General features: G+C 37.4%; 20 protein-coding genes and 2 tRNA genes. 10 read left to right on the plus strand and 12 right to left on the minus strand.

Translation table 11 applies throughout. The annotated features are described in order from the left end of the window. Positions 1–16 precede the first annotated feature (16 nt). From PL_RS11800 to PL_RS11810, 3 genes are all read right to left on the minus strand, one after another. A tRNA-Phe gene (locus tag PL_RS11800) sits at positions 17–89 on the minus strand. Positions 90–204: 115 nt separating this feature from the next. Beyond that, positions 205–585, minus strand: coding sequence for a DUF779 domain-containing protein (locus PL_RS11805; protein WP_041883084.1), 381 nt, complete (start codon positions 583–585; stop codon positions 205–207). A 20-nt stretch (positions 586–605) separates the two neighbouring features. Next, on the minus strand, positions 606–2099 hold the full coding sequence (locus PL_RS11810; protein ID WP_041883087.1) for an aldehyde dehydrogenase family protein: 1494 nt from the start codon (positions 2097–2099) through the stop codon (positions 606–608). Positions 2100–2265: 166 nt separating this feature from the next. Here PL_RS11810 and PL_RS11815 point away from each other — a divergent pair, with 166 nt between their 5' ends. The 3 genes from PL_RS11815 to PL_RS11825 all read left to right on the plus strand — a co-directional run bounded on the left by PL_RS11815 (position 2266) and on the right by PL_RS11825 (position 5619). Continuing rightward, complete coding sequence (locus PL_RS11815) at positions 2266–3186, plus strand: AraC family transcriptional regulator (RefSeq protein ID WP_235324558.1); 921 nt, start codon at positions 2266–2268, stop codon at positions 3184–3186. Between the two features lie 256 nt (positions 3187–3442). Continuing rightward, the gene (locus PL_RS11820; protein ID WP_262496972.1) at positions 3443–4144 is read left to right on the plus strand and encodes a porin family protein; all 702 of its coding nucleotides are present in this window, start codon (positions 3443–3445) and stop codon (positions 4142–4144) included. A 50-nt stretch (positions 4145–4194) separates the two neighbouring features. Then, on the plus strand, positions 4195–5619 hold the full coding sequence (locus PL_RS11825) for a hypothetical protein (protein ID WP_041883089.1): 1425 nt from the start codon (positions 4195–4197) through the stop codon (positions 5617–5619). A 226-nt stretch (positions 5620–5845) separates the two neighbouring features. Here the strand turns inward: PL_RS11825 and PL_RS11830 are convergent. After that, positions 5846–5918: transfer RNA gene (locus PL_RS11830), tRNA-Phe, on the minus strand. A 210-nt stretch (positions 5919–6128) separates the two neighbouring features. On the opposite strand from PL_RS11830, the gene PL_RS11835 reads away from it, so the two are divergent. Genes PL_RS11835 through PL_RS11845 form a run of 3 tightly spaced genes read left to right on the plus strand, consistent with a single transcriptional unit; the run spans position 6129 to position 9080 of the window. Beyond that, positions 6129–7424: a 4Fe-4S dicluster domain-containing protein gene (locus PL_RS11835; protein WP_041881557.1), complete on the plus strand. Its 1296-nt coding sequence runs from the start codon at positions 6129–6131 to the stop codon at positions 7422–7424. Between the two features lie 26 nt (positions 7425–7450). Beyond that, positions 7451–8251 carry a (Fe-S)-binding protein gene (locus tag PL_RS11840; RefSeq protein WP_348621764.1) on the plus strand — a complete coding sequence of 267 codons (801 nt, stop codon included), beginning with the start codon at positions 7451–7453 and terminating at the stop codon, positions 8249–8251. Further along, positions 8241–9080, plus strand: a complete 840-nt coding sequence (locus PL_RS11845) for an MBL fold metallo-hydrolase (RefSeq protein ID WP_041881554.1) — start codon at positions 8241–8243, stop codon at positions 9078–9080. Before PL_RS11840 ends, PL_RS11845 begins: the two co-directional genes overlap by 11 nt. Here the strand turns inward: PL_RS11845 and PL_RS11850 are convergent. Beyond that, positions 9004–9480, minus strand: coding sequence for a hypothetical protein (locus PL_RS11850; RefSeq protein WP_041881551.1), 477 nt, complete (start codon positions 9478–9480; stop codon positions 9004–9006). The two genes, PL_RS11845 and PL_RS11850, sit on opposite strands and share 77 nt — an antisense overlap. Before the next feature lie 51 nt (positions 9481–9531). Here PL_RS11850 and PL_RS11855 point away from each other — a divergent pair, with 51 nt between their 5' ends. Next, positions 9532–10011, plus strand: a complete 480-nt coding sequence (locus PL_RS11855) for a hypothetical protein (protein ID WP_041881549.1) — start codon at positions 9532–9534, stop codon at positions 10009–10011. A 15-nt stretch (positions 10012–10026) separates the two neighbouring features. On the opposite strand, the gene mtgA is transcribed toward PL_RS11855, so the two are convergent. Further along, complete coding sequence (mtgA, locus tag PL_RS11860) at positions 10027–10761, minus strand: monofunctional biosynthetic peptidoglycan transglycosylase (protein ID WP_041881545.1); 735 nt, start codon at positions 10759–10761, stop codon at positions 10027–10029. A gap of 138 nt (positions 10762–10899) precedes the next feature. On the opposite strand from mtgA, the gene tal reads away from it, so the two are divergent. Further along, on the plus strand, positions 10900–11997 hold the full coding sequence (gene tal, locus PL_RS11865) for a transaldolase (protein WP_041881542.1): 1098 nt from the start codon (positions 10900–10902) through the stop codon (positions 11995–11997). Between the two features lie 35 nt (positions 11998–12032). Further along, a complete protein-coding gene (locus PL_RS11870) occupies positions 12033–12326 on the plus strand; it encodes a hypothetical protein (RefSeq protein ID WP_041881540.1) in 294 nt (97 codons plus the stop codon). Between the two features lie 112 nt (positions 12327–12438). On the opposite strand, the gene rplI is transcribed toward PL_RS11870, so the two are convergent. From rplI to PL_RS11895, 5 genes are all read right to left on the minus strand, one after another. Continuing rightward, positions 12439–12882 carry a 50S ribosomal protein L9 gene (rplI, locus tag PL_RS11875; protein ID WP_041881537.1) on the minus strand — a complete coding sequence of 148 codons (444 nt, stop codon included), beginning with the start codon at positions 12880–12882 and terminating at the stop codon, positions 12439–12441. Between the two features lie 9 nt (positions 12883–12891). Then, the gene (gene rpsR, locus PL_RS11880; RefSeq protein WP_008244392.1) at positions 12892–13155 is read right to left on the minus strand and encodes a 30S ribosomal protein S18; all 264 of its coding nucleotides are present in this window, start codon (positions 13153–13155) and stop codon (positions 12892–12894) included. Next, a complete protein-coding gene (gene rpsF, locus PL_RS11885; RefSeq protein WP_037444035.1) occupies positions 13155–13517 on the minus strand; it encodes a 30S ribosomal protein S6 in 363 nt (120 codons plus the stop codon). The genes rpsR and rpsF overlap by 1 nt, the downstream gene beginning before the upstream one ends. 78 nt (positions 13518–13595) lie before the next feature. Then, positions 13596–14846 (minus strand): outer membrane beta-barrel protein, encoded by a 1251-nt coding sequence (locus PL_RS11890; protein WP_041881532.1) that lies wholly within the window; start codon positions 14844–14846, stop codon positions 13596–13598. Positions 14847–14918: 72 nt separating this feature from the next. After that, positions 14919–17390: a TonB-dependent receptor gene (locus tag PL_RS11895; RefSeq protein ID WP_041881530.1), complete on the minus strand. Its 2472-nt coding sequence runs from the start codon at positions 17388–17390 to the stop codon at positions 14919–14921. A gap of 215 nt (positions 17391–17605) precedes the next feature. On the opposite strand from PL_RS11895, the gene PL_RS11900 reads away from it, so the two are divergent. Continuing rightward, the gene (locus PL_RS11900; RefSeq protein ID WP_041881527.1) at positions 17606–19447 is read left to right on the plus strand and encodes a DNA polymerase III subunit gamma/tau; all 1842 of its coding nucleotides are present in this window, start codon (positions 17606–17608) and stop codon (positions 19445–19447) included. On the opposite strand, the gene PL_RS11905 is transcribed toward PL_RS11900, so the two are convergent. Then, on the minus strand, positions 19439–19864 hold the full coding sequence (locus tag PL_RS11905) for a hypothetical protein (protein ID WP_041881521.1): 426 nt from the start codon (positions 19862–19864) through the stop codon (positions 19439–19441). The two genes, PL_RS11900 and PL_RS11905, sit on opposite strands and share 9 nt — an antisense overlap. Between the last annotated feature and the right edge of the window lie 96 nt (positions 19865–19960).

Here is a 19960-nt window from a genome sequence, read left to right on the forward strand (position 1 = left end):
CTGAAGCTTTTTGCAGTGGTGTGGGCCGGGATCGAACCGGCGACACAAGGATTTTCAATCCTTTGCTCTACCGACTGAGCTACCGCACCATCCTTTATTCACATGATTTGACCCATGCCCCACCTCGGTTGGTGGGCTGCAAATGTAGCTTCTTTTTTTGAATTACAAAACGGATAAGCACTTTTATTTAAAAATAATGCATTTTTATTCTTCAGCACCTAAACTTACCGGGTCCAGAGAGATCAGTTCATCTGCTGTAAATAGCCTTGAATGTATGATAAACGCGACATCCAGGGTCGATTCAAGGGAGAAACCAGCGGCTCTCCCCTCAATCACATCTAATGTTAGCTGCGTATGTTTCCAGTATTCAAACTGATCACCAGCCATATAGAACTTACATCCTTCAATTTCTCCAAGGCAAACATCATTAGAACCGATCAGAAAACCGCCTTTCTCAAAACAATGCGGATAAGATCCTTCACAACAGCCCCCACTCTGATGAAAAAATAATTCACCATATTCTTTTTTCAACTGATGAATGATAGCTATAGCCTTTTCAGTTACCAAAACTCTTTTGCTGCCCATAATCTTTTATTTATTGCGGATTAAAAGAATCCTAATTTATTCTTATCATAAGAAATCAGCATGTTTTTCACACTTCTGTAATGGTCAAGCATCATTTTATGATTCTCGCGGCCAAAACCCGATTTCTTATATCCGCCAAATGGCGCATGTGCAGGATAGGCATGATACTGGTTTACCCAGACACGACCAGCCTGGATAGCACGTGGCACCTGATATAACTCATGTGCATCACGTGTCCATACGCCGGCACCTAACCCATATAAAGTATCATTAGCAATTTCTATAGCTTCTTCTACCGTTTTAAATGTAGTTACGCAAAGTACAGGACCGAATATTTCTTCCTGAAAAATGCGCATTTTGTTATGTCCTTTAAAAATTGTCGGTTCAATATAATAGCCTGTTTCCAGTTCACCAGGTAATTTATTGATTTCTCCACCTGTTAAAACTTCGGCACCTTCTTCTTTTCCTATTTTGATATAAGATAGTATTTTCTGATACTGCTCATTAGAAGTCTGCGCACCCATCATACTTTCCTGATTTAAAGGATTTAAAGTTTTGATGGCTTTTGTACGCTCGATAACCCGGGCAATAAACTGATCATATATACTTTCCTGTATTAAAAGACGGGAAGGACAGGTACATATTTCACCCTGGTTTAAAGCAAACATTACTGCTCCTTCTACTGCTTTATCAAAGAACTCATCATCCTGTGCTGCCACAGATTCGAAAAAGATATTAGGTGATTTCCCACCAAGTTCCATAGTAGAGGGAATAATATTCTCCGCAGCATACTGCATAATCAAACGTCCGGAGGTTGTACTTCCTGTAAAAGCCACTTTTGATATTCTCGGTGAGGTAGCCAGTGGTTTACCAACTTCAATGCCATAACCATTGACAATATTAAGTACCCCTGGAGGTAAGATATCCCCTATCAGCTCCATCAGAACCATAATAGAAACGGGCGTCTGCTCTGCTGGTTTAACAACAGTACAACAACCTGCTGCCAGTGCCGGAGCTATTTTCCAGGTAGCCATCAATAGCGGGAAATTCCAGGGAATAATCTGTGCTACAACTCCTATAGGCTCATGCAATACGATACTTACTGTATGTTCATCGTGCTCTGCAATAGTACCTTCTTCACCTCTTATTACACTGGCAAAATATCTGAAATGATCCACAACAAGCGGCAAATCTGCAGCTAGTGTTTCGCGGATAGCCTTTCCGTTATCTATAGTTTCTACCGTAGCCAGGTAAGTTAAATTGTCTTCAATTTTCTGCGCAACTTTCAAAAGAATATTACTTCTGTAGGTTGGAGAACTTTTACTCCATGTTTTAAAAGCTTCGTGCGCAGCATCCAGCGCCAGTTCTACATCTTCTTTAGAAGATCTGGCAGCTTTTGTAAAAACCTTTCCGTCTACAGGAGATATATTATCAAAATAGATGCCTTTTACTGGCGGGACAAATTTGCCTCCGATAAAATTATCATAATGGGTTTTAAATGCCGGTCTTTCCATGATTGTATGAATTTATGATTTGGTTCATACAAACCTAATAGCTACAAGCAGTCAGAGATAGGACTATTGTGGCAAGTAGTAGCATTATCGTTGCACAATTGGTAACAGTATTGAAATAAAGTTATATTTGAGAATACACCTTCGGGCTAACCAAAACGATCGGGTTATGATGCAGCATAAATTAAATCTTGTTGGGCTAAGTAAGGAAGCCAGTTTACAAACCTTAATAGAAAACAGGACAGCTTACACGCTGGAACGTTGTGAACTTAACATTTTTGAAACTTATTCCGAGTCTTATAAGGTTCCGCTGACCTTTAATGATTTTGTTATAACCAGTATGCTGCGCGGCAAAAAGGTAATGCATCTTTTTGATGAAATAGGATTTGATTATCTCCCCGGAGAAACAGTCATTATCCCACCTTCGCAAACCATGCAGATAGATTTCCCGGAGGCTTCTGGTCAGACCCCGGCACAATGTATTGCGCTGGCCATAGATAATGACCAGATTAAACAGACTATCCGTTACCTGAACGAGTATTTCCCAAAGGCAGCTACCGGACAGCAGTGGTCACTCAACTTTGATGAATATCATTTTTACAATAATGAAGAAATTGCTTTTTTAATCAATAAAATTATCCGGATCTGTGCAGAAGGATCGAAAGAGAAAGATGTACTCGCCGATCTGACACTAAAAGAATTACTGGTCAGAATTATGCAAACGCAAAATCTAAAGATCATTGATAAGACTGGTGCAGATATGAACCGCAATCCTTTAGCTTATGTAATTGGCTATATCAAAGCTAACCTGAGTGAAAAAATCAGTATCAATAGTTTAAGCAGCAAAGCCTGCATGAGTAAAGCTACTTTTTACAGATTATTTAAACGGGAACTTGGAATCAGCCCGAACGACTTTATCCTGACAGAAAAAATAAAACGTGCCAAACAGATGCTGGCCAGACCAGGTTCAAAGATCTCTGCAATCAGTTATGACCTGGGCTTCAGTGATGCCAATTACTTTATCCGTGTATTTAAGAAACTGGAAGGGATTACACCGGGAAGTTATCAGATGCAGTTTTCAAGATTATAAACTATTCAACTAACACTCAGCTATTAAAAAAACCACCTAACAAAACATCTTTATGCGTGTCAATTAAAAAATAGTTAACAAACAATTCAATACATTTGCGGCGCAAGAAAACAACTCATTTAACGCCGGCAATGTTACTTTATATTCAAAAAAAAATCTCCAATCAAGTAGTTTCCAGATCTGTCTTCATTTTTCTTTTAACACTTTTCTCTGTATTTTCCTTTATCAAATCAGCTTCAGCTCAAAAAATAGGGAAATCAATAGATCTAACAAGTTTCTTGATTCGTTAAAAAATCGTCTTGAGATTGGAATTGCTGCTGGTCTTAGTTTAAATCAGTTTACCCAGGGACAACCGCAAACTGGTTCAAACAGAGGATACACTACAGGAATCTCTGCTAATTACAAATTGGCTAAAGGGATAAGTCTGCAATTAGAAGTCAACGTATTACAACAAGGCGGCCGGATGATCCGATTTAAAGACGATACCAGAATTGGTTTACCAGAGAGCTTTGAAACTAAAAATGTTAAAAATAGTTCATATAAACTGAACAGTATCGAGATCCCGCTTTTAATCAATTACACCTTTAAGATCAAACCATTATGGAAGCCTTCTATATATGCGGGAGCAAGTTATTCCTATACCTACAATGTAAATGAAACCTATCAGAAAACGGGTAACCTGTTACCCGGGGAAGACATCATTGCTACAGTTAGCGGATCTCAGAATGCCACAAATCTATTCAATGCCTCCAGACTAAACCTGATTGTAGGCGCAAATCTAAAACTGCCGCTGACTTCAAAGTTTTTACTACTCATAGATATGAGATACTTAAATGGTGCGACTTCAGCCAGAGATAAATATTCTTATATGGAAAAGGCTGGTTTCGGAACTGATATCAGAACTAATTCTTTCCTGACAAAACTAGGTATCATTATGCCACTATCAGGTCTTAAATAAAGATCTATTCAATTATAAAATCAAAATTTACTTAAATAAAAAAGCGTAATATGAAGTCAAAACTTACTATTCTAATGGCTATGGCGTTCACTATCTTTATTGCAAGCTGCAGCAAAGATAAGTTTAACGAGAATGATGCCATCAATGCACAAAAAGATCTGCTGAATTTAAAATATCAGCATGAACTTGACCTGGAGACTCTGAAACAAAAAGGTGCAACTGCTATGCAGCAATTAATGAATACAGCAGTACTTGAACAATTAAAACTTAATGACAGTTTAGCTACTAAAAAGGCTATTGCGGAAAAGAAACAAGATTATAGTGTAACTGTTGTTGATGTTTATACCAATGCACCAATAGCAGGAGCTGATGTTACAGTGTCTTCAGAAGGAAAAATATATACCGCAAAAACAGGTACGGATGGAATAGTTATATTTTCATCTTTGTATTTATACCCGACAAGTACCTTCATGATTTCGAAAACAGGTTATGCCGCAACACAAATTCTGCAAAGAAACATTCTTCAGGGAGCAGCAAGATTGTGGAATACTTCAGACTTATCAAATGAAATTTCAGGCACACTGTATATAGATACAGATTTAACTAACCAGAGCGCGGAAAAAGTAGGCGCCAATGTTTTAGTTACTGCTTCTTCAACTATTCAGGGAGGAACTGCAGGATCATATACAGTATACTTTCCAACATATACTACCGCTAATGGTAATTATACTATAAAAGTCCCTCCTACACCAGCCGGATATAATCTTTCATTTGAGCAAATTGCTGCTGATCAAAAACTTTATGTAAATGCAACTGAAGATGACGCAGTTCCATCTTTTCCAAGCAGCTTACCAAGAATCACTACACTAAAAACCTATTTTAATGTAAACTCTTTTAATGCAACGGTACCAAGTGCATATAACTATTATTATTTTAAGGTTGCACCAGATAAAAATGGAAAGATTTTTTACGCTCCAGGCTTTAATAACTATAGTAACTACTATAATAATGTTTATTTATCAAATACTGGTAACCAATTTCAACTGGAAAGAATTAACTCCAATAACTATTATGGATATGATCCTGGCTTATTTAACTATGAACCAAACACTAAAATTGATGTTGAATTAGTTGATGTAACCGGAACTATTATGCAATCAGCACCAAAACTAGTTGCAACTGTCGGACCAAATGGAAAAATAACAATGGTAAATTCTACAGAAGGCGGATACGGTTATTTTCAGCTTAAAAGAGATAATACAGGAAATTTAGTCCCGGATGCTAAAGGAGTATTTTTAAAAGCGATTCTAAATGATCCCTATTCAAACACCTACACTCTGAATTTCTCCAGTAACCTGAACATAACTACAAACAGACAGGTAAGTAATACTTCACTTGTAATGAATAAAGGAGAGAAAAAAGTAGTCAACTTCTACTATGGCTCGGGAGAGAGCAGAGTAAAACAAGTTTATTAATTTCTTCACCTGGCACTTATCATCATAAAAAAGCCATCACATTATATAATGTGATGGCTTTTTTATGATGATAAGGTTTTCTACAGATCTAAACAAAACGAATCAGGTGACCAGGTTGTGGAACATGGACAAAATTTCCAACTTTGCTCCTTATCAATCGAATTCTTTCTGAAAAATGTCTTTAAAACAAAAAAGCCTCAGATTTCTCTGAAGCTTTTAGAAGAAGTGGTGTGGGCCGGGATCGAACCGGCGACACAAGGATTTTCAATCCTTTGCTCTACCGACTGAGCTACCGCACCATCTTATTTAAACATGTTGACCATGTTCCCCTCGGTTGGGAGTGCAAATGTAGTTTCTTTTTTTGAATTGCAAAACTTTTTTTGAAAAAAGTCAAAAAAGCTTCCGTATTTATTTAAAACGGCTCTAAATTTGAAATAATTATGCAAGCATAGTATTTATTTACTGCTAATTATTTTAACTTAGCATGACTGTAAAAGATTAACCAAATAATGATTTCACAAATTCTATTTATAGCAATCACCTTAGCGGCTATCGCTTTATTCAGCTTCAATCTGAAAAAGGTGATCCGTAACATCAAAATTGGCAAGGCGGCAGACCGCACTGATCAACCTCAAAAAAGATTGATGACCATGATCCGGGTTGCCTTTGGGCAAAGCAAGATGGTGGTACGTCCAATTCCTGCTGCACTGCATTTTGTAGTCTATATTGGTTTTGTCATCATCAATATTGAGGTGCTCGAAATAATGATTGATGGAATATTCGGTACTCACCGTGTTTTTGGTGGTTTGGGTAGCCTTTACAATTTCCTGATTGGTTCATTTGAAATCCTGGCATTAGGTGTATGGGTTGGTTGTGCTATTTTCCTGATCAGAAGAAATATTTTAAAACTAAAAAGATTAAATAGCCCTGAACTGAAAGGCTGGCCAAAATCTGATGCAAATTATATCCTGATTACAGAAATTCTGTTGATGACAGCTTTTCTTATCATGAACGCAGCAGATGCTAAATTACAGGCATTAGGTGCTCATCATTATATCACAGCTGGTTCTTTCCCGGTAAGTCAATTCCTGCAGAACTTATTACCAGCAAGTGAAGGCAGCCTAATCGCAATAGAAAGAGGCTGTTGGTGGTTTCACATCTTGGGTATTCTGGCTTTCCTTAATTATCTTCCATATTCTAAACATTTTCACATCTTATTTGCCTTTCCAAATACTTACTTTTCCAACCTGGAACCGAAGGGTGAATTCAGTAATATGCAAAGTGTAACTAATGAAGTTAAAGCTATGCTTGATCCATCATTTACTCCACCAGAAGCAGAAGCAGGCAGGTTCGGTGCCAAGGACGTAAATGATTTATCATGGATCAATCTGATGAATGCTTATACCTGTACAGAATGCGGACGCTGTACATCAGTATGTCCTGCAAATATTACTGGTAAATTGTTATCCCCCCGTAAAATCATGATGGATACGCGTGACCGCATGGAAGAGGTAGGTAAAAACATTGATAAAACCGGGTCAGGATTTGATGATGGAAAATCCCTGATTGACAATTATATCACCAGAGAAGAAATATGGGCTTGCACCAGTTGTAATGCCTGTGTCCAGGCCTGTCCTATCAATATAGACCCGCTTGCAATTATTACTGATCTGAGAAGATATGCCGTGATGGAAGAATCACAGGCACCGTCCAGCATCAATGCAATGTTAGGAAACATTGAAAACAACGGTGCCCCTTGGAAATATTCTCCTGCAGACCGTTTGAACTGGGCTAAAGAAAACTAATTTTAATCTATTACTCAAGCTGAATAATGAGCGAGAAACTAAATATAGAAGTGCCTACGATGGCAGAAATGATTGCCAGGGGCGAAGAACCTGAAATCTTATTCTGGGTAGGCTGTGCTGGTAGTTATGATGAACGCGCACAAAAAATAACACGTGATATCTGTAAAATTCTTCACCATGTGGGTATTAAATATGCCGTATTGGGTACTGAAGAAAGCTGTACAGGTGATCCTGCAAAAAGGGCTGGAAATGAGTTTCTATTTCAGATGCAGGCCATGACCAATATCGAAGTACTGAATGGCTATAACATAAAAAAAATTGTAACGGGCTGTCCGCATTGTTTCAATACAATCAAAAACGAATACCCTGGTCTGGGTGGTAGCTACGACGTTATTCACCATACTCAGTTAATTCAGGATCTGATCAGTGAAGGTAAACTAAAAGCTGAAGGAGGCGAGAGCTTCAAAGGTAAAAAAATCACTTATCATGATCCTTGCTATTTAGGCCGCGGTAATGGTGTATATGAAGCTCCCAGAAAAGCTCTGGAAGTTTTAGACGCACAATTGGTTGAAATGAAACGCTGTAAATCTAATGGTCTTTGCTGTGGTGCCGGTGGTGCACAAATGTTCAAAGAACCAGAAAAAGGTAACAAAGACATTAATATTGAAAGGATTGAAGAAGCCCTGGAAACCAATCCTGGTATTATTGCTGCCGGCTGTCCTTTCTGTATGACCATGTTAAGTGACGGTGTTAAAATGAAAGAGCAAAATGAAAATGTTCAGGTATTGGATATAGCAGAAATTACAGTAAGAGCAAATGGGTTGTAACCCTCTTTTTATTACTTCCTTAAATTCGGGCAGTAACGGTAACTGTTATTATGTAGGTAACGAGCAGGAAGCCGTGCTTATTGATGCCGGGATATCCTGCAGGGAAACAGAAAAAAGAATGCTGCGTCTTGGCCTGTCTATGGGTAAGGTTAAAGCTATTTTTATTTCTCACGAACATGGTGATCATATTCGTGGCTTGACCGTGATGGCTAAAAAATATCGCATTCCGGTTTATATTACTCCCGGAACTATTGGTAACAGCAGACTTGAATTGCCGGAAGAACTGATCAATTCTTTCAGCAGTCACCAGATAATAGCAATTGGTGCATTACAAATCACCTGCTTCCCAAAAATCCATGATGCAGCAGAGCCACATAGTTTTATGGTTTCTTATAAAGATACCAAAGTAGGTGTTTTTACAGATCTTGGTGCAGTATGTGAACAGTTGACTTTTCACTTCAAACAATGTGATGCGGCATTTTTAGAAACAAACTATGATGAAGAGCTGTTACATAACGGGAATTATCCTTATTATCTAAAAAAAAGGATTAGTGATGGTTTTGGTCACTTAAGTAATAAACAAGCTTTAGATCTGTTTATTACCTCCCGGCCGCTTAATCTGACACATTTATTACTCTCTCACTTATCGAAAGATAATAACAATCCTGCTCTGGTAGAAACTATGTTTAAAGAGCATGCACAAAATACGATGATCATAGTAGCTTCACGTGATATGGAAACACCAGTATTTACTATCGGCGGAGCTTCAGGTTCATCTGCTGAAATTTTTCCATCAGCTGATTCAGCTCCTCAGCCTCAATATTCTTAAGTGGTATGGCCATAAAAGTGGCCATACTATCAATATCTCCCTCCCTGCCACCATTATAAGTCTGTACAATAACATCCTCCCCTTTTGTTCGTAATATTAATGTTCCAGATTGCAAGGTCCCACTATAGTCTATATCCTTGTATTTTAGAAAGTTAAAAGAGAAATACTCTATCTTTCCATTGCTTAAGAAACACTTGTAGCGACAAAATCCGGTGTTGGTAACATGTAACTCGTATTTCTTTATAAGTCCTCCTTTTGCCTCTGCATTATAATGATCATACAATTTTTGCTGCACATAAATAGCTTCCTCCTCAGTTGGCCCATAAGCTGAAAAAGAAAGAAAAACGGCACATAACAGGGTATATGCAGCTATTTTTAAGAGGAATGTAAACTTTTTCATCTCAATTGCTATTTGGGTATATCAATTTAAATAAAATGTTAAATTTGTTATATGAGTTTTTCTCCACAATCAAAAGTTTGGATCTATCAGAGCGATCGTGAATTCAGTGACCAGGAGGTTAGTGCAATTCAGCAACAATTAGACGGTTTCACTACGCAATGGAAAGCCCATGGCCATCAGTTGCAGGCAAAAGCAGAAATCAGGTATAATTATTTTATTATTTTCACCGTAGATGAGTCTACTGCAGGTGCTACAGGCTGTTCTATTGATGCCTCAGTACGGGTAATTAAAGGAATTGAAAGCCAATATGGAGCCGACCTCTTTAACCGGTTCAATATGGCCTATAAAGTTGATGGGAAAGTAAACGTAGTAAATAAAGAAGACTTCGAAACACTGATCAGCATTAAAAATATAACGCCGGATTCTATTGTTTTCAACAATATGGTTCAAACTCTGGAAGATTTTCAGACTAAGTGGGAAGTTCCTTTCAAAGATAGCTGGCATAATAAGGTCTTCGCAGATTTACTTTAATCTGCGGAAACCTGATCAATCTTTAATAAATTTTAATGGCCCGAGATTTCTGATGTTTCTCATAATCAGATACTGTCTATGCCTGATATATAAGGTAGGGTGTGAAGGTGTCCAGCGTAAAGGATTAGGGAAACAGGCTACAATCAGTGCTGCCTCAGATCTGTTCAGCTTCCTGCATGACTTACCATAATAACTCTGTGAAGCAGCTTCGGCACCGTAAATACCATCTCCCATTTCTATTACATTAAGATAGACTTCTAATATCCGCTGTTTACTCCACAACATCTCGATAAGGATAGTAAAATAAGCCTCAAAGCCTTTGCGTATCCAGGATCTACCCGGCCATAGAAAAACGTTCTTGGCCGTTTGTTGTGAAATAGTACTTCCACCTTTAATTTTCGTACTATCTTCTTTATTTGCACTGTATGCCCTGCCAATTGCTTTCATATCAAAGCCCCAGTGGTGAATAAATTTCTGATCTTCACCGGCAATGGCAGCACGCTTAATCTGATCAGACATTTCACTGAGCTTTACCCAGTCTTTTTCTGTTTTGAACGTCTTTCCATCAGATTTACGTTCTATATTACGCAAGATCATTAATGAAGTAAAAGGAGGATTAATGAAGCGGTATGCCAGAACCCATAAGATGGTGCTCAGGAAAAACCATAATATACATTTCCCAATTAATATCGGTAAATTCCTGAAATCAAATCGTCTTGATTTACTGTTTTTGCTACGTTTTCTAGCCATCGCCCAAAGGTAATAAAATTAGCTTTGTATAAATTCTGATCATCAAAATGTTTAAGGTGATTTGTCATGTGAGTGCATATATTTAAAGCGATATAAACATTCGGACTACTTACTTGTTTTTCAAAAAAACAGCACAATATGGAAGCGAGTAAAGTAAAAAAAATACATGATTATGGTCAGAGTATCTGGCTCGACTTTATTGATCGTGAAATCATCAAATCCGGAAAATTAAAAGAACTGATTGAAGTTGACGGAGTAAGAGGGTTAACTTCTAACCCCGCAATTTTTGAAAAAGCGATCAGTAGCAGTCCTGATTATGATGCCGATATCGCACAATTCTCAAAAGAAAAAATAAGTAACGAAGATATTTTTTACCGCCTGGCCATCAAAGATATTCAGCAGGCAGCCGATTTATTACTACCCGTATATAATCAGGCAGTAAAAGGAAGTGACGGATATGCCAGTCTTGAGGTCTCTCCCCTGTTAGCTCTGGACACAGAAGGCACTATCAAGCAGGCTTTACAACTTTGGGAAGAGGTAAACCGCAAAAATGTAATGATTAAGATTCCGGGTACTCAACCAGGATTAGCAGCAATCAGAAAAACTATCTCCGAAGGACTAAATATTAATGTGACTTTATTATTTGGACTGGAGCGTTATAAACAAGTGACTGACGCTTACATAGAAGGACTTGAAGAACGCGCAGCCAATGGAGAGAGTATAAAAGATATTGCTTCAGTAGCGAGCTTCTTTTTAAGCCGCATAGATGTTTTGATTGACCCCATACTGGAAGAAAGACATCTGGGCGAATTGAAAGGAGAAGTCGCTATTGCTTCTGCAAAAAAAGCGTACGAAATCTACAAGCAGGTCTTTAGTGGAGAACGATGGGAAAAACTTGCTGCTTTGGGGGCCAGACCACAACGTTTACTCTGGGCAAGCACAAGCAGTAAAAATCCTGCATTTAAAGATACTAAGTATGTAGAGGCCCTGATTGGCCCTGACACAGTTGATACAATCCCTATGGAAACACTGGAAGCATACCGCGATCATGGTGATCCTGAAAACCGGCTTGAAATAGATCTTGATGGTGCATCAGCAATATTAGCACAATTGCGCCATGAGGAGATTGATCTGGCAAAACTTACGCAGCAACTGGAAGATGAGGGAATAGAAAAATTCAACGCTCCTTATGAAAAATTATTAAATGCAATTGAAAAGCAAAAACAATTAGCTTAATAACTAGATTTGCCTTTACATTCAGATTAAAGAAAATGAAGTTTACAGCATCAAGGCTCTCAGAGGGAAACAAGGTTTTTCCGACGGAGATCTATTTAGAAGAAAATAGTGTGGAAATAAAAGCACCCGGTTTATTTAGCGGAGACTCTAAATATCTGAACTATGAAGACATCACTTCAATTGAGGTTGATTCCCCAATGATCGGATTTGCAACCCTCCGTCTGTTTATGAACGGAAATAAGATCGAGGTTCATGGTTTCTCTAAAAAAGACATCAAAGAAATCAGAAGAATAATTGATGAAAACAGATCTAAAAGAAGAAGATTCTAAATCATTGTTGCTATACTAAGGATTGGCATAAAGTCAAAGAGCCATAGTTAGTAAAGCATAAAAAAAGCGTTCCGGAAACCGGAACGCTTTTTTTATATCGTTTAAGATGAGATTACTCAGCTACAACTGCGAAAGGAACTTTAACTTTCACTTCTTTGTGTAAGTTTAAGTTAGCGATATAATCACCAACAAATTTAGGTTCAGTTTCGAAAGTGATACGGCGACGGTCAACATCAAAACCTTGTTGTTTTAATGCATCAGCAATCATAATAGTGTTTACTGCACCAAAGATTTTACCAGTTTCACCAGCTTTAGCACCGATACTCAATTTAACATCAGTTAAACGGGTTGCGATACCTTCAGCATCTTTCTTAATTTTATCTTGTTTAAACGCTGCTTGTTTTAAGTTCTCTGCTAATACTTTTTTAGCAGATGGAGTAGCTAAAGCACCAAATCCTTGTGGGATCAGGTAGTTACGTCCGTAACCTGGCTTTACGTTTACAATATCATCCTTCTCTCCAAGAGATTTGATGTCCTGTTTTAATATAATTTCCATGTTCAGCTCTTATTTTAATTGGTCAGCAACGAAAGGTAACAAACCAATGTGGCGAGAACGTTTAACCGCTTGAGCCACTTTACGTTGAAATTTCAATGAAGTACCGGTTAAACGGCGAGGTAAAATTTTACCCTGATCATTGATGAATTTTAACAAAAAGTTTGCGTCTTTATAATCAATATATTTAATACCATTCTTTTTGAAACGGCAATATTTTTTTCTGTTATCGTCCACTTTTGGAGCGGTAACATATTGTATTTGATCTTTAGCCATTATGCTGCAGCCTCCTCTTTCTTAGGTTTTTTGTTAAAAGCACCACTGCGTTTCTTCTCATTATAAGCAACCGCATGACGATCTAATCTAATGGTAAGGAAACGAAGAACACGCTCATCGCGTTTTAGTTCTAATTCCAATTTGTTAATTAATTCACCTGAAGATTTGTACTCTGTAAGGTGGAAAAATCCGCTTGCTTTTTTTTCAATCGGATACGCTAATTTTCTCAAACCCCAATTGTCCTCTTGAACAATTTCGGCACCGCTGTCAGTGATGATTTTGCTGAATTTCGCTAATGCTTCTTTCGCAACTTCTTCTGACAACAACGGGGTTAGAACGATAACAGTTTCGTACTGATTCATTGTTATGATTATTTTATGTTAAATCCTGTATTAAACAGGGATGCAAACTTAGGAATAATTTTCTACAATTCAAAACATTTAAGGCTTGCCAAACAGGTAATTAACACCAATACGGTAACGTTGCATATGAATACTCGAGGTGCTGTAATCCGTAATAGGTGATGAGAAAGCATAACCAACTGATATCTCTATCTTTTTATTGAAGACAAGACCGGCCGTAAAAGGTAATGAGAAGTTGAATTTTTCCATCGTTATGGTATTTTCAGTAATCTCAGTTTCATTTCTGAAAGAGTTGTATCTGGTTTCTTTGTTATTACTGTAGGCTGAGAAATTAAGCCCCACTCCCCCACCTAAAAAGCATTTCAAACGATTAGTATTATATAAGTTATATATTAATTGAGGAGCAAAAGCAATAGTCACCTGATCAAAAGTATGCTTTGCATTAGCCATTGCGGCCTGATCCGTACTGATAGAAACTTCGTTTTTACTTGAAAGTAAGGATAGCTCACCTCTGTAGATTAATTTACCTATGGCCGGATTAGCAAACACATCAATACCAATCGATAATAAAGGGCTATAGGATGTCTTGGTAGTAGCTCCCGGTTGCGCATAGCTTATAGTTCCCTTATAAACCGCCTTACTAATATTTAAACCTGTACCTGCAAAAAATCTTACACCAGCATGTTTGGTCTTAGCTAATGACTGTCCATTAATTACAGCAACAATTTTCATCAGATCTTTTTCCCCGTAATACAGGCTCCCTAAACGCTGGCGTTCCTCTGCAGTACCAACATCTAATTTGCTCATGATTATTGATAATTGTCTGATATATCCTGTTCCATTAACAAGAACATGCTCTTCATTAGACTTTAAAAATTGTTGGCTGATGAGTTCATAAGGTACAGAACTATTTTTTTCCAGAATATAAAATCTTTGTTTTAGTCCATCTATATAAGAAAACAAGGTAACATTTTTCCCGGTCTGCAACACTTTTAAAAATACAGCCTCTCTCTTTTTTGAAGTATCAGGGCCAACAGATAGTTGACTGATATTGATTTTACTCATGCTGATATCAACCAGATAATTCTGATAAAATTCAGCCCCATCCACAGACCAGGCCGAAGAATTATTTACTGTAAAATTTTGTGTCTCAGCATTAAGATTAGATTTAAAAATAATTGATACAGGATTCAGTTTCCACTCTTTATAATCAATATACCCTTTAAGAGTATCCTTGACATTAGTGACAACATATCCTTTCTGAAAATTGGATTGCGCAGAACATAGAACTGGGATGCCTAATAAAAGGCAAAATAGAAAGCGTTTCATGAATTTATTTTAATTATAAATATTAACCCAAAGTTAATCACAAAAAGACCAAAGTTGGTTAGTATTTGCTTATTAAAATGAAAGAATAGCTCTAATTCCTATATTTCTTCCCATCCCCTGTAACCCTTTATATCCATTTGATGACTGTTCATAACTTTCAAGATACTTAAGTCTGCTCAGATTCGACTGATAAATCTCATTGAATAAATTATTGACCTGCAGCTGCAATTGTAAAGAATGTTTTTTTGAATAATTAAAGGTTGTACCGGCTGCCACATTAAAAAGCAGATAAGACGAGGTGGCAGTTTCTGTATTGTTTAAAGCTAAATAGCGATTTTGAGCTCCGTTATATTCTGCTTCTATCTTAAAGTTCATTAATGAAAACAGTCTTGAGTTTAGTCTGACATCCTGACTTACACTGCTAAGCAACCTGACCGGAGGAATAAGCGGCAGGTATTCACCAGCAGTCTTTTTATCCTTAAACATTGCCTTTCTATTATAGCCATGAATCACTGAGAATGAATTATCAAATGAAAAACCTTTCATAGACTCGGGATGCAGATTAAATGTAGCTTCGAATCCGAAAAGCTGTGCGGAAGCCTGTTGATATTGATAAGTTTTATCTCCCTGGGCGCTGATGATAGGGTCACCCCCCGCATCTAATAACTGGCTCAGGTAAATATAGTTTTGAATGTTATTGTTAAAAATACTGAATGACATTGATAAATCTTTCCATGTTATATCTGCACCAATATCTTCCTGCAGGGAAAATTCAGGTTTAAACTCACGATTTCCAAGATAAATGATATGCGCGCCCGGATCTAATCCATTAGAAGCAAATTCTGTAATACTAGGTGCACGGTAACCTCTGGCAACATTCGCTTTCAAACTCACCTGATCATTTAGCTGATAAGTTGTACCCAGACTTAATGAAACACCACCAAATGACTTGCTGAATGAGGAGAATTGTAAGTATGCCTTTGGATCTTCTGCGAGCGAAACCTGCTGACCAAAACCTGTTTTCGGGTTAGTAGAAGTATAAAAGTCAGGTGCATTTAAATAGCGCAGATCATATCTTACCCCACCACCAATTGTCCATCTTTCATATTTCCATTTAGCAAAAATATAGGCTCCCGCATCAAACAAATTATAATCGGGAATCGGGAAATCTGTTGCATTCTTGTTCAGATTATTCTGATACATCCCGTTTACACCTAAAGTAAATTCAGTATTTAATATTTTAGGCGCATTATATTTCACTCCATAATTTACCGTATTTAATCTCACAAACATTCCCGCCTGTTCGGGCATAGTCGGGTGATTATATTCCCTTCGAACGTTTTGCTGAAAAGCCAGCATAAAATCTATATCTCCTTCTCCAAGTGCATAATGGTTATTACTATAGATACGATAATGTTGAATATGCTGATGCAATGGACTAAGCTTATAAGAATTCAATAATGCATCAGAAACAACAGGACGATTTTTAATATCATCCAACTCTCCTTCCTGGGTCTGATACGTAAATTTCCTGGTCAGTGAATCACGGCTGCCATCGGGAATTCCCTGAATATTATCATATAGCGTAAGATTAAGTGTAGAATTTCCCTTAGCCCCCTGATAACGAACAGTTCCCGAAGCATTTGTCTCCCGGAATCCGGTATTATATACTCTTCCATCTATAGCATTACTGTAGTTTTTAGCGATTCTGTAAGAACTGCGCAAGGCAAAAGACCAGCGGTCTTTGGCATAAAACAACCCAAGGCCATTCCCAATCAAACCATTATTACTCTGGTACTCTGATAATATTTTACCATGTAAAAGACTATCATTAATACCCGGCATTGAAGACATCAGACTAACTACACCAGCAAGGGCATCACTACCATACATTAAACTGGCAGGCCCTTTTATGACTTCTGACCGTTCAATATTATAAGCATCAACTTCTATCCCGTGTTCATCACCCCACTGCTGACCTTCCTGCCGGATTCCATCATATAATGTCAATACCCGGTTATATCCCAATCCCCTGATAAAGGGTTTTGAAATATTCGGCCCGGTTTTCACAGCATTTAGTCCGGGAACATTCCTGACCAGTACATCTATAATATTACTTTCTGAAGATTGCTCGATCTTCTTTTTAGAAACAGACACAATAGGAACCGGATTTTCTTTTGTCAATGTAGCTCTGGAAACACCCGTAACAACAACTTCATTGAGTGCATCAGCTTTAGCATTCAACAGGATTTCATAAAATCTCTTATTGGTGTCGATTAATATTGTATCCGGTTTATATCCGATATAAGACACCAAAAGTCTTCCCCCATTTAATTGTTGAGGAACAGTCAATTTGAATTTGCCCTGCTTATCGGCAACAGTTGAACGCTTATGGTTTTTGAGTTTTACATTACTCCCACCTATAGCTTCATTAGTATTGATGTCTTTAATAATTCCTGATATTTCTATCTCCTGGGCCATTAATCCAGTAGAAAAAAACAAAAATGAGATCAGCATCAGTTGTGTAAAAACGAGTTTCAGCATAATTATATTAGATTATATTTTTAGTGTTCACAAAACTAATAAATTAGATTGAACTAATTTATAATATTATTTAATACTAATAACAAAAATACAACTACACTAATTAATGTAAATGATTCAATAACAGCAGCAGCAGAGTATAACCGCAAGCTGTTTCATTTTATTTTACGCAAAATCTCTTCTGCTCCATAAAAATTTTCTAATTTCGCATTGAAATGGAAAATTTTATTGTCTCGGCCCGTAAGTATCGTCCAGCAACGTTTGAAACCGTTGTCGGACAAAACCACATTACCGGAACTCTAAAAAATGCGATCAAAAATAATCAGCTTGCCCAGGCATTCCTTTTTTGCGGTCCCAGAGGTGTAGGTAAAACGACTTGTGCAAGGATTCTTGCCAAAACAATTAACTGTACCAATTTAACCAATGAGGTAGAAGCCTGTGGTACCTGCGAATCGTGTGTTTCTTTCCAAACTGGTCACTCCTTCAATTTCCATGAGCTGGATGCCGCATCCAATAACTCAGTAGACGATATTCGCAGCCTGATTGATCAGGTTCGTATTCCACCACAGGCAGGCAAGTATAAAATCTATATAATTGATGAGGTACACATGCTTTCGGCAAATGCATTTAATGCTTTCCTGAAAACACTGGAAGAACCACCTTCGTATGCCATATTTATACTGGCTACAACAGAAAAACATAAGATTTTACCAACCATACTTTCACGTTGCCAGATTTTTGATTTTAACAGGATTCAGGTAGATGATATTTCCGGGCATCTGAATAAAATTGCTATCCGTGAACAAATTACTGTAGAAGCAGATGGCTTACATATCATTGCTCAAAAGGCAGATGGTGGTTTACGTGATGCACTCTCTATGTTTGATCAGATTGTAAGTTATACCAATAAAAATCTGACTTATAAATCAGTAATTGATAATCTGAATATTTTGGATTATGATTACTATTTCAAATTAACACAATTCCTCAACAGTGCAGACGTAAGCTCAGCACTTGTTTTATTTGATGAAATTCTCAATAACGGTTTTGACGGGAATAACTTTATCAATGGATTAGCAAGCCATTTGCGAAACCTGTTGGTCAGTAAAGACCCGCAAACAGTTAAATTACTCGAAGTGAGTGAAAATATAAAGCAAAAATATATTACACAAAGTCAGCAGGTACAGGTATCGTTCATCCTTACGGCCCTAAATCTCGCAAATCAGTGTGATCTTACTTATAAAAACAGTAAAAACCAGCGATTACAGGTAGAACTGGCACTTATCAAAATGTGTCACATTCCATCGGTCCTCCAACTTGCCCAACTACCCCATACAGCCTCTAAAACAGCAACTGACACAGATCAGACTAAAAAAAAAACTGATGTAAAAACTGAACCTGCGGCAAATACGGAAAGGCCTGAGCCTCTGCCACCTCCTGCAGGAAACTTCACTAAACCTACAGAAACAACGTCTAAACCTACACCATCAGAGGTACCTGTTGTTTTGCCACCTACAGAACGGGTTTCAATTACTCCGAATTTAAATTCTGTTAACAAGATTGCATTAAAACCAAATTCTGCAGGTAATGCTACCGGAGGAATGCTGATTCCGTCACTTACAGCAATTACTAATGCAGCAGGCGGAATAGATAGTGATGAACCAAAATTTATATTTGGAGAAGAGAAGGAGCCTTTTACTCATGAAGATCTGATGGTTTTATGGAGAGAGTATGTCCAGAAAGTTAAAGAAGAGAATAAAATAAATTTCTACACCATTCTTACCACTAATGAACCAGAGCTTACCAGACCTGATCAGATCACCGTATCGATAACTAATCTTGCACAGGAAAGTATTCTCCAGAATGAGCTGGTAGAGTTTTTAAATTTCCTAAGAACCAGATTAAAGAATTTCAGTGTCGGAATTGTTACTAAAAGAGTAGAGAATAAAATTGAAAACCGTTTATATACCAGCATTGAAAAGTATCATTACCTTTTAGAGAAGAACCCTAAACTGGAAGAACTGCGTAAACGTCTTAATCTGGACTTATTACCTTAATTTAGGTTCATCATTTATCGGATAACCTTCCTCATCCAGATCCGTTCTGTCATCTTCAGGTGTCCTGGCTAAAAATACGTCCTCAGCATTAACCTCTACAATACGTCCATGGTCAATATGCATTGCCTGATTATCTAATTCCGTTTTCCTTTTTTCGGCCCAGGTCGCATACTCATCACCAATATAAGGATTAGCCTCGTCGTAATCAGAGTTTTCATCACCACCGTTCTCTGCTGTAGTATCATATGGTAATGGGTGATCATATTCTTTATCTGCACCTTTTACATCAAGTTCGTAGCTGTTTTTCTCTTTATCAAAAGATAACTCGTTAAAATCTTTTGTTTCACCTAAGTCAGAATTATGAAGTTTATCTCCTGATCCTTTACCTTCACCCTTATTATTTGTATCTGTAACCATGGCCGAATGTTTTATGTCAGTATAACGTTACTTAATCTTCATTTGTTTTGGTAATTTACACGAAAATGAGGCTATAAACTCAAAATTTATATCTTT

This window comes from Pedobacter lusitanus (assembly GCF_040026395.1).
GTDB classification, from domain to species: Bacteria; Bacteroidota; Bacteroidia; order Sphingobacteriales; family Sphingobacteriaceae; genus Pedobacter; species Pedobacter lusitanus.

What these genes read in the sequence shown, in the direction of transcription:
- PL_RS11905 (WP_041881521.1), bottom strand. Translation starts at nt 19,864, where the DNA reads ATGGTTACAGATACAAATAATAAGGGTGAAGGTAAAGGATCAGGAGAT.
- rpsF (WP_037444035.1), bottom strand. Translation starts at nt 13,517, where the DNA reads ATGAATCAGTACGAAACTGTTATCGTTCTAACCCCGTTGTTGTCAGAA.
- rplI (WP_041881537.1), bottom strand. Translation starts at nt 12,882, where the DNA reads ATGGAAATTATATTAAAACAGGACATCAAATCTCTTGGAGAGAAGGAT.
- PL_RS11870 (WP_041881540.1), top strand. Translation starts at nt 12,033, where the DNA reads ATGAAGTTTACAGCATCAAGGCTCTCAGAGGGAAACAAGGTTTTTCCG.
- PL_RS11855 (WP_041881549.1), top strand. Translation starts at nt 9,532, where the DNA reads ATGAGTTTTTCTCCACAATCAAAAGTTTGGATCTATCAGAGCGATCGT.
- PL_RS11835 (WP_041881557.1), top strand. Translation starts at nt 6,129, where the DNA reads ATGATTTCACAAATTCTATTTATAGCAATCACCTTAGCGGCTATCGCT.
- PL_RS11810 (WP_041883087.1), bottom strand. Translation starts at nt 2,099, where the DNA reads ATGGAAAGACCGGCATTTAAAACCCATTATGATAATTTTATCGGAGGC.
- PL_RS11840 (WP_348621764.1), top strand. Translation starts at nt 7,451, where the DNA reads ATGAGCGAGAAACTAAATATAGAAGTGCCTACGATGGCAGAAATGATT.
- PL_RS11845 (WP_041881554.1), top strand. Translation starts at nt 8,241, where the DNA reads ATGGGTTGTAACCCTCTTTTTATTACTTCCTTAAATTCGGGCAGTAAC.
- PL_RS11900 (WP_041881527.1), top strand. Translation starts at nt 17,606, where the DNA reads ATGGAAAATTTTATTGTCTCGGCCCGTAAGTATCGTCCAGCAACGTTT.
- PL_RS11890 (WP_041881532.1), bottom strand. Translation starts at nt 14,846, where the DNA reads ATGAAACGCTTTCTATTTTGCCTTTTATTAGGCATCCCAGTTCTATGT.
- rpsR (WP_008244392.1), bottom strand. Translation starts at nt 13,155, where the DNA reads ATGGCTAAAGATCAAATACAATATGTTACCGCTCCAAAAGTGGACGAT.
- mtgA (WP_041881545.1), bottom strand. Translation starts at nt 10,761, where the DNA reads ATGGCTAGAAAACGTAGCAAAAACAGTAAATCAAGACGATTTGATTTC.
- PL_RS11850 (WP_041881551.1), bottom strand. Translation starts at nt 9,480, where the DNA reads ATGAAAAAGTTTACATTCCTCTTAAAAATAGCTGCATATACCCTGTTA.
- PL_RS11805 (WP_041883084.1), bottom strand. Translation starts at nt 585, where the DNA reads ATGGGCAGCAAAAGAGTTTTGGTAACTGAAAAGGCTATAGCTATCATT.
- PL_RS11825 (WP_041883089.1), top strand. Translation starts at nt 4,195, where the DNA reads ATGAAGTCAAAACTTACTATTCTAATGGCTATGGCGTTCACTATCTTT.
- tal (WP_041881542.1), top strand. Translation starts at nt 10,900, where the DNA reads ATGGAAGCGAGTAAAGTAAAAAAAATACATGATTATGGTCAGAGTATC.
- PL_RS11895 (WP_041881530.1), bottom strand. Translation starts at nt 17,390, where the DNA reads ATGCTGAAACTCGTTTTTACACAACTGATGCTGATCTCATTTTTGTTT.
- PL_RS11815 (WP_235324558.1), top strand. Translation starts at nt 2,266, where the DNA reads ATGATGCAGCATAAATTAAATCTTGTTGGGCTAAGTAAGGAAGCCAGT.